Source organism: Faecalibacterium sp. Marseille-Q4137 (assembly GCF_017377535.1).
Lineage (GTDB): Bacteria > Bacillota > Clostridia > Oscillospirales > Ruminococcaceae > Faecalibacterium > Faecalibacterium duncaniae.
The window spans coordinates 71137-78713 of the sequence record NZ_JAFREK010000012.1 but is presented as its reverse complement, the minus strand read 5'-3'; the positions used below and the strand labels follow the sequence as shown (position 1 = coordinate 78713).

Here is a 7577-nt window from a genome sequence, read left to right as displayed (position 1 = left end):
GCATTTCCCCTGCAGCCCCTCCCACCCGGAGTTCCCCTCCACCGCCCTGCGGGCCGGGAAAGTGTTCCGTGCCAACACCACTCTGCGGTTCTTCACCGGCAAACAGTGCGGGAAGCTGTAAGATCCGGCCCTCTCAGGCAAAGCCTGACAGCTTTGCCCGGGAGGGCCTTTTTCTCTGATTTGCACAAAGCGTTCCATCACTCCATGTGCAAAAAACAAAAAACGCTTGTAAATCAATGCGCGGAAAAATAATTGGAAACAAAAATCCATCCTTATAAAATTCCCGTTACTTGATTCTGCGGCCAAAACGTTGTATCCTTGTGGCAGAAGGCGGGCCTGCCCCGCGCAAGCAACTTTGGTGACGAGAAGAGAGGTACTTTTATGGCAATTTTGGTTTCCGGCGGTGCCGGTTATATCGGCAGCCACACCTGTATCGAACTGCTGAACGCTGGCTTTGACATCGTGGTGGCAGATAACTATTACAACGCTTCCCCCGTGGTGCTGGATCGGGTCAAGCAGATCACCGGCAAGGACTTCCGGTTCTATCAGGCTGATATGACAAAGCACGAGGACGTGGAGAAGATCTTCACCGAGTGCCCTGATATCGATGCTGTCATCCAGTTTGCCGCCTATAAGGCTGTGGGCGAGAGCGTCTCCAAGCCCATCGAGTACTACTATAACAACCTCAACTGCACGCTGGTCATTCTGGACGTGATGCGCCGCCACAACTGCCGCAACTTCGTGTTCAGCTCCTCCGCCACCGTCTACGGCGACCCCGCCAGCGTGCCCATCACCGAGGACTTCCCCGTGGGTGCCACCACCAATCCCTACGGCACCACCAAGGCCTTTACTGAGCGCATCCTGACCGATGTCTGCAAGGCTGACCCCACCCTGAACGTGGCCCTGCTCCGTTACTTCAACCCCATCGGTGCCCACAAGTCCGGCCTGATCGGTGAGGACCCCAACGGCATCCCCAACAACCTGATGCCTTACATCGCCAAGGTGGCCGTGGGCAAGCTGGAAAAGGTGCACGTCTTTGGCAACGACTACCCCACCCCCGACGGCACCGGCGTGCGCGATTACATCCATGTGGTTGACCTGGCCCGGGGCCATGTCTGCGCCATCAAGAAGCTGCAGACCAACTGCGGCCTGTTCATCTGCAACCTGGGCACCGGCCACGGTTACAGCGTGCTGGATGTCATCCATGCCTTTGAGAAGGCCTGCGGCAAGAAGCTCCCCTATGTGATCGATCCCCGCCGCCCAGGCGATATCGCCGAGTGCTATGCCGACCCCACCAAGGCCAAGAACGAGCTGGGCTGGGTGGCTGAGTACGGCATCGAGGAGATGTGTGCCGACAGCTGGAACTGGCAGAAGAACAACCCCGATGGCTACCACACCGTGAAGTAAACAGAATTGTTCTCAAAACGCACCTTTGAACGTGAAAATTCAGGGGTGCGTTTTCTTTTTGCCCGGAAACCTGCCGGAACAGGAGAAGGATTTCCACAAAAAACAGCGGGGACAGGCGAGAATTTTTGCCGCTTCCTGCCTTGACAATGCCTTTGAGTTAGCTTATATTAAGACTGTTCACATACACTAACATTTTGTCGAAGGAAAGGCATCTGCCATGACATTAAAGGAACTGAAGATCGGCGAAAGTGCCGTGATCGATACAGTGGGCGGAACGGGAGAACTCCGCCAGCATTTTCTGGATATGGGGCTGATCCCCGGCGAGAAGGTCACGCTGGTGAAATTCGCGCCCATGGGGGACCCCATGGAGCTGCAGATCCACGGCTATGAGCTGACCCTGCGGCTGGACGATGCGGCACGGATCGAGATCACCCCGGCGGAAGCACCCGCAGCGGCCCCGGCACGGAAGGCCGGCCGGATGGTGGAGCACCCGGGCCTGGGTGAGGGCGGCCGCTACCACACCAAAAAGGGCGAACACCCGCTACCGGATGGAACGGTGCTGACATTTGCGCTGGCCGGAAATCAGAACTGCGGCAAAACGACCCTGTTCAACCAGCTCACCGGCTCCAACCAGCATGTGGGCAACTTTCCGGGCGTGACGGTGGACCGCAAGAGCGGTGCCATCCGGGAGCACCCTGATACCGAAGTCACCGACCTGCCCGGCATCTACTCCATGTCGCCCTATTCCAGCGAGGAGATCGTGACCCGCCAGTTCATCATTGGCGAAAAGCCCACGGGCATCATCAACATCGTGGATGCCACCAACATCGAGCGCAATCTGTACTTAACGATGCAGCTGATGGAGCTGGACACCCCCATGGTGCTGGCACTGAATATGATGGATGAGGTGCGCGGCAACGGCGGCACCATCAACATCAACGAGATGGAAGCGATGCTGGGCATCCCGGTGGTCCCCATTTCCGCCGCCAAGAACGAGGGCGTGGATGAGCTGGTGGATCACGCCATCCATGTGGCAAAGTATCAGGAGCGCCCGGGCCGGATGGACTTCTGCGGCGAGGATGACCACGGCGGTGCGGTTCACCGCTGCATCCACGGCATCATCCACCTCATCGAGGACCACGCCCGGGCGGCGGGGATCCCGGTGCGCTTTGCCGCCACAAAGCTGGTGGAGGGCGACCCCCGCATTGAGGAGGCCCTGAAGCTGGATCAGAACGAAAAAGAGATGATCGAGCATATCATCCTGCAGATGGAGCAGGAGCGCGGCCTGGACCGCGCCGCCGCCATTGCAGATATGCGGTTCCACTTTATCCACCAGCTGGTGAATCAGACCGTGGTAAAGCCCCACCAGAGCAAGGAGCAGCTGCGCAGCGCAAGGATCGACCGCTTCCTCACCGGAAAATATACGGCGATCCCGGCGTTTGTGGGCATCATGGCGCTGGTTTTCTACCTGACCTTCGGCGTGATCGGCGCGGGGCTGCAAAGCCTGCTGGAACTGGGCATTGAGAACCTGACGATCCTTGTGGACAATGCCCTGACGGCGTGGAACGTCAACGATGCAGTGCATTCGCTGGTGATCGACGGCATCTTTACCGGTGTGGGCAGTGTGCTGAGTTTCCTGCCCATCATCGTGACCCTGTTCTTCTTCCTTTCCCTGCTGGAGGATACCGGCTATATGGCCCGCGTGGCTTTTGTGATGGACAAGCTGCTGCGGCGCATCGGTCTTTCGGGCCGCAGCATCGTGCCCATGCTCATCGGCTTTGGCTGCACGGTCCCCGGCGTGATGGCAAGCCGCACGCTGCCCTCGGAGCGGGACCGGAAAATGACCATCCTGCTCACGCCCTTTATGAGCTGCTCGGCCAAGCTCCCGATCTACAGCCTGTTTGCGGTGACCTTCTTCCCGGAGTACGCCGCACTGGTCATGGTGGGCCTGTATTTTCTGGGCATCCTTGTGGGCATCGGAATGGCCTTTCTGCTCAAGGGAACGCTGTTCAAAGGCGAGGCCGTGCCCTTTGTTATGGAGCTGCCCAACTACCGCCTGCCCGGCCTGAAAAATGTGGCCCAGCTGCTCTGGGAAAAGGCCCGGGATTTCCTCGAGCGTGCCTTTACGGTCATCTTCCTGGCAACCATCGTCATCTGGTTCCTGCAGAACTTTGACTTCCAGCTCAGCCTGACCGCAGACCCGCAGGAGAGCATCCTGGCCTGGATCGCCAGCGGCATCGCGCCGTTGTTCGCACCGCTGGGCTTTGGCGACTGGCGGGTGTCCACGGCGCTGATCACCGGCTTTATGGCAAAGGAGAGCGTTGTCTCTACCCTTACCATCCTGTATGGCTCCGCTGCCGCACTGGGCGCGGCGCTCAGCCCGGCGGCAGCGGCTCCCCTGCTGGTGTTCTGCCTGCTCTATACTCCCTGCATCGCCGCTGTGGCATCGGTCAAGCGGGAGATGGGCGGCCGCTGGGCCACTGTTATGGTCGTAAACCAGTGCGTTGTGGCATGGCTTGCCGCGCTCGTTGTGCGGTTCCTCGCCGTGGCAGTGCTGTGACCCTGCCCTGAAGCATATCAAAAGCCCGTACCGTGAAAATCTTCATGGTGCGGGCTTTTTGCGTTGGACAAAGTATATGGAGCAGGAGATTTTACGCTGCCTGCCCTTGACAACAGAGATTCCCTGTGCTAAAATACTTCAAAAATGAACAATGCAAAAAGAGAGAAAGAAGGGTGCGGAATGCGTGAGCTGAACCCCAGTGTGGAATTTGCCAACAAGACGGGCCTTGTGTACAGCGCTGTCTGCAAGCCGCTGTGCCAGAAGCTGCACCTGCCGCAGACAGCGTTTGATATCCTGATGTTCCTTGCCAACAACCCCAACTACACGACCGCCCGCGATATCGTGGAGGTGCGCCACATCAAGGCGAACCTTGTCTCGGTGAATGTGGACAGGCTGGTGCAGGAGGGCTTTCTGGAGCGTCGCCCGGTGCCGGGTGACCGCCGCAAAACGGAGCTTGCCTGCACCGAAAAGGCGCAGTCCATCATCGAACAGGGCCGCAGGATGCAGGATGATTTCATCCGTCGCCTGATGGCAGGGCTGGAGGAAGAAAAACTCGAGATATTTTTTGAAGTCATCGATACAATGAACGAAAACCTGGATGCGATCTTGGAAGGAGAAGAATAAGATGAACCTGCTATTTACCATCATTGTTACCTTTTTTGCCGGGATGGGCGCGGGCCTGGGCACCGGCTTTGCGGGCATGAGCGCCGCCGCTGTCATCAGCCCGATGCTCATCACCTTCCTGGGGATGGACCCCTACATGGCGGTCGGTATTGCCCTTTCCTCGGATGTGCTGGCCAGTGCGGTGTCTGCCTACACCTACCACAAAAACAAGAACCTTGATATCAAGAACGGCCTGATTATGATGGCCAGCGTGCTGCTGTTCACCGTGGTGGGCAGCTGGGTGGCAAGCCTGGTGCCTTCCACCACCATGGGCAGCTTTTCGGTGTTTATGACGTTCCTGCTGGGCATTAAATTCATCGTCAAGCCCGTTATGACCACAAAAGAAGCCATGCAGGGGGTCTCTGCTAAGAAGCGTGCCCTCCAGTCTATCGTCTGCGGTGTGGTCATCGGGATGATCTGCGGCTTTATCGGTGCCGGCGGCGGCATGATGATGCTGCTCATCCTGACCAGTGTGCTGGGTTACGAGCTCAAGACTGCCGTGGGCACCAGCGTGTTCATTATGACCTTCACCGCCCTGACCGGCGCGGTCTCCCACTTTACCATCGGCGGCGCACCGGACTGGACCGTGTTCATCCTCTGCGTTCTGTTCACCCTGCTGTGGGCCCGTATCGCCGCTGTCTTTGCCAATAAGGCCGATGCCAAGACCCTGAACCGTGCAACCGGCATCGTTCTGGTCGTGCTGGGCATCGTGGTCATGGGCTTCAATCTCCTGACAAAATAAACCGCAAAAGAAAAGAGCCTGTCTCCCGAAATTCCTTGGAGACAGGCTTTTTTTGTTGTACTTTTGAAAATTACTTTTCTTCGATGGTGGAGTGCTCAATCACCCAGTCGGCGGCGCGGCGGATGGCCTCGCTACGCTGCATGGCGGGGATGTTGGCGTTGGCCTTGACCTCTTCCAGCGTTTTCTTGGTGCGGTCGGCGCGCTCCTGCAGGTTCTTGGTGATCTCCTCATCGGTGGGCACCAGACCCTCGTTCTGGGCGACCTGCAGCAGAGCCATCCGGGCGCGGGTGTTCTTCTCGGCGGCGGCGTGAACGTTGGCCGTGAAGTTCTCGCGGGTCTGGTGGATCTGGCTCAGGTAGCGGTCCAGGCTCATGCGCTGCATCTGGAGCTGCTGCTGGATGTTCTGCATCTCCTGCTGGTAGGTGCTCTCCACCAGAACGCTGGGGAGCTCGCCCTCAGCGGCAGAGGCCAGCTGGGTCAGCACCTGATCCTTGGCGCGGTTCAGGGCGCTGGCATGCTTGCCGTCATGCAGCTGCTTGCGCACCTGCTCCCGGAACGCTTCCATGGTGTCCACCTTGCCCACCTTCTTGGCAAAATCGCTGTTCAGGGCGGGCAGCTGGCGGACGCAGACATCGATCAGCTTGATCTTAAAGACAACGGGCTTTCCGGCCAGGTCCTTGACGTGATAGCGTACCGGGAAGGTGACGTTGATCTCGAATTCCTCGCCGCCCTTGTGGCCCAGAATGCCGTCCTCAAAGCCGGGGATCATCCGGCCGCTGCCCAGCTGCAGGGTCTGGTTCTGTGCGGAACCGCCCTGGAAGGGCTTGCCGTCCAGCAGGCCCTCGTAATCGATGTGAACGATGTTGCCCTTGACGGCCGGGCCCTTGTGGGGCACCAGCTCGGCGGCAGCATTGCGGCGGCGCTCCAGCACGGCATCGATCTCTTTGTCGGTGACGGCGGGGGTCACGCACTCCACATGGAAGCCGGTGGTCTGGGTCAGGTTCAGCTCCGGCTGCAGCGGGGTGGTGGCGGTTGCCACAAAGCCCTCGTCCTTTTTAACGCTGACCAGGTCATAGCTGGGATCATCCACCGCCTTGAAGCCGTGCTCGGCCATGGCGGCCTCGTACAGGGCAGGAACATCGCGATCCATCAGGTCGTTGATGGCATCATACCAGAATGTGTGCTCGCCGCGGTCGGCCTCGATCTGAGCACGGTCGGCCTCGCCCTTGGCAAAGCCCTTGATGGTGTAGCTGGCGCGAGTGCGCTCATACACCGCATTGGATGCGGTCTCCAGCTCCTCAGCTGTTGCGCTGAAGGTCATCTTGCAGACACTCTTTTCGGGAGTTTCCACGCTTACCAGTTTCATAGGAATCCAACCTCCGTGTTGCCCCCAAAGGAGCGATTTCAAACATTAATAAAGTTATTATAGCACAAGTGGGGCAAAAGCGGTATAATAAAAGAGAGAAAAAAGTGCGAAGCGGGCGATTTCTGCCCGGCGGAGCACGAAAGGATGTGCATCGGATGCGCTTGTTTGACGTTCTCGGGCCGGTTATGATCGGCCCCTCTTCCAGCCATACAGCGGGTGCCGCCCGGATCGGCTACACGGCCCAGAAGCTTTTGGGCGAGATCCCGGTGCAGGCGGATATCGGCCTGTACGGCAGCTTTGCCACCACCGGAAAGGGACATGGCACGGATAAAGCCCTGGTCGCCGGCCTGCTTGGCCTGCGGCCCGATGACCCCCGCCTGCCCGACAGCTTTGCCCTGGCCGCAGAGCAGGGCATGGCATTCCGGATCCATCCTGTGGAATTGCGCTCTGCGCACCCCAATACCGCTGTTCTCACCCTGACAGGCCGGGAGGGGCGGGTGCTTTCCATGAAAGCCGCTTCGGTGGGCGGCGGGCGCATCCGCGTGACCGAGATCGACGGCGTGCCCGCCGATTTCGGCGGCGACAGCAACACCCTGATCATTCACAATGAGGACACCCCCGGCTGCATCGCCGAGGTGACCACCTGCCTTGCCGTGCGCAGGATCAACGTTGCATCGATGCAGGTGTTCCGCGCAGGAACCGGCGGCTATGCCGTTATGGTGCTGGAGTGCGATTCCCACATCCCCCACCCGCTGGAACGGAAGCTGGCGACCCTGCCCGGCATCCTGAAGGTGACCTGCCTGAACATCGACGAGCCCGAAGAAGACGCGGAGGAATGA

General features: G+C 59.2%; 6 protein-coding genes. 5 read left to right on the top strand and 1 reads right to left on the bottom strand.

Features of this window, described 5'->3' with window-relative positions; genetic code table 11:
• Window positions 1–381: 381 nt before the first annotated feature.
• The 4 genes from galE (at window position 382) to J3353_RS06855 (ending at window position 5372) form a co-directional block, all read left to right on the top strand.
• The gene (gene galE / locus J3353_RS06870; RefSeq protein WP_035393228.1) at window positions 382–1407 is read left to right on the top strand and encodes a UDP-glucose 4-epimerase GalE; all 1026 of its coding nucleotides are present in this window, start codon (window positions 382–384) and stop codon (window positions 1405–1407) included.
• A gap of 217 nt (window positions 1408–1624) precedes the next feature.
• Complete coding sequence (gene feoB, locus J3353_RS06865; RefSeq protein ID WP_207684488.1) at window positions 1625–3967, top strand: ferrous iron transport protein B; 2343 nt, start codon at window positions 1625–1627, stop codon at window positions 3965–3967.
• A gap of 180 nt (window positions 3968–4147) precedes the next feature.
• Window positions 4148–4591 carry a MarR family winged helix-turn-helix transcriptional regulator gene (locus tag J3353_RS06860; protein ID WP_370569177.1) on the top strand — a complete coding sequence of 148 codons (444 nt, stop codon included), beginning with the start codon at window positions 4148–4150 and terminating at the stop codon, window positions 4589–4591.
• A gap of 1 nt (window position 4592) precedes the next feature.
• Window positions 4593–5372 (top strand): sulfite exporter TauE/SafE family protein, encoded by a 780-nt coding sequence (locus tag J3353_RS06855; protein WP_005929000.1) that lies wholly within the window; start codon window positions 4593–4595, stop codon window positions 5370–5372.
• A gap of 70 nt (window positions 5373–5442) precedes the next feature.
• On the opposite strand, the gene tig is transcribed toward J3353_RS06855, so the two are convergent.
• Window positions 5443–6738, bottom strand: coding sequence for a trigger factor (gene tig / locus J3353_RS06850; RefSeq protein ID WP_156068539.1), 1296 nt, complete (start codon window positions 6736–6738; stop codon window positions 5443–5445).
• A 155-nt stretch (window positions 6739–6893) separates the two neighbouring features.
• Between tig and sdaAB the strand changes: the two genes are divergently transcribed.
• Window positions 6894–7577: an L-serine ammonia-lyase, iron-sulfur-dependent subunit beta gene (sdaAB, locus tag J3353_RS06845; protein ID WP_097773071.1), complete on the top strand. Its 684-nt coding sequence runs from the start codon at window positions 6894–6896 to the stop codon at window positions 7575–7577.

Coding starts and splice junctions, on each gene's coding strand:
- galE (WP_035393228.1), top strand. CDS start 382: ATGGCAATTTTGGTTTCCGGCGGTGCCGGTTATATCGGCAGCCACACC.
- feoB (WP_207684488.1), top strand. CDS start 1,625: ATGACATTAAAGGAACTGAAGATCGGCGAAAGTGCCGTGATCGATACA.
- J3353_RS06860 (WP_370569177.1), top strand. CDS start 4,148: ATGCGTGAGCTGAACCCCAGTGTGGAATTTGCCAACAAGACGGGCCTT.
- J3353_RS06855 (WP_005929000.1), top strand. CDS start 4,593: ATGAACCTGCTATTTACCATCATTGTTACCTTTTTTGCCGGGATGGGC.
- tig (WP_156068539.1), bottom strand. CDS start 6,738: ATGAAACTGGTAAGCGTGGAAACTCCCGAAAAGAGTGTCTGCAAGATG.
- sdaAB (WP_097773071.1), top strand. CDS start 6,894: ATGCGCTTGTTTGACGTTCTCGGGCCGGTTATGATCGGCCCCTCTTCC.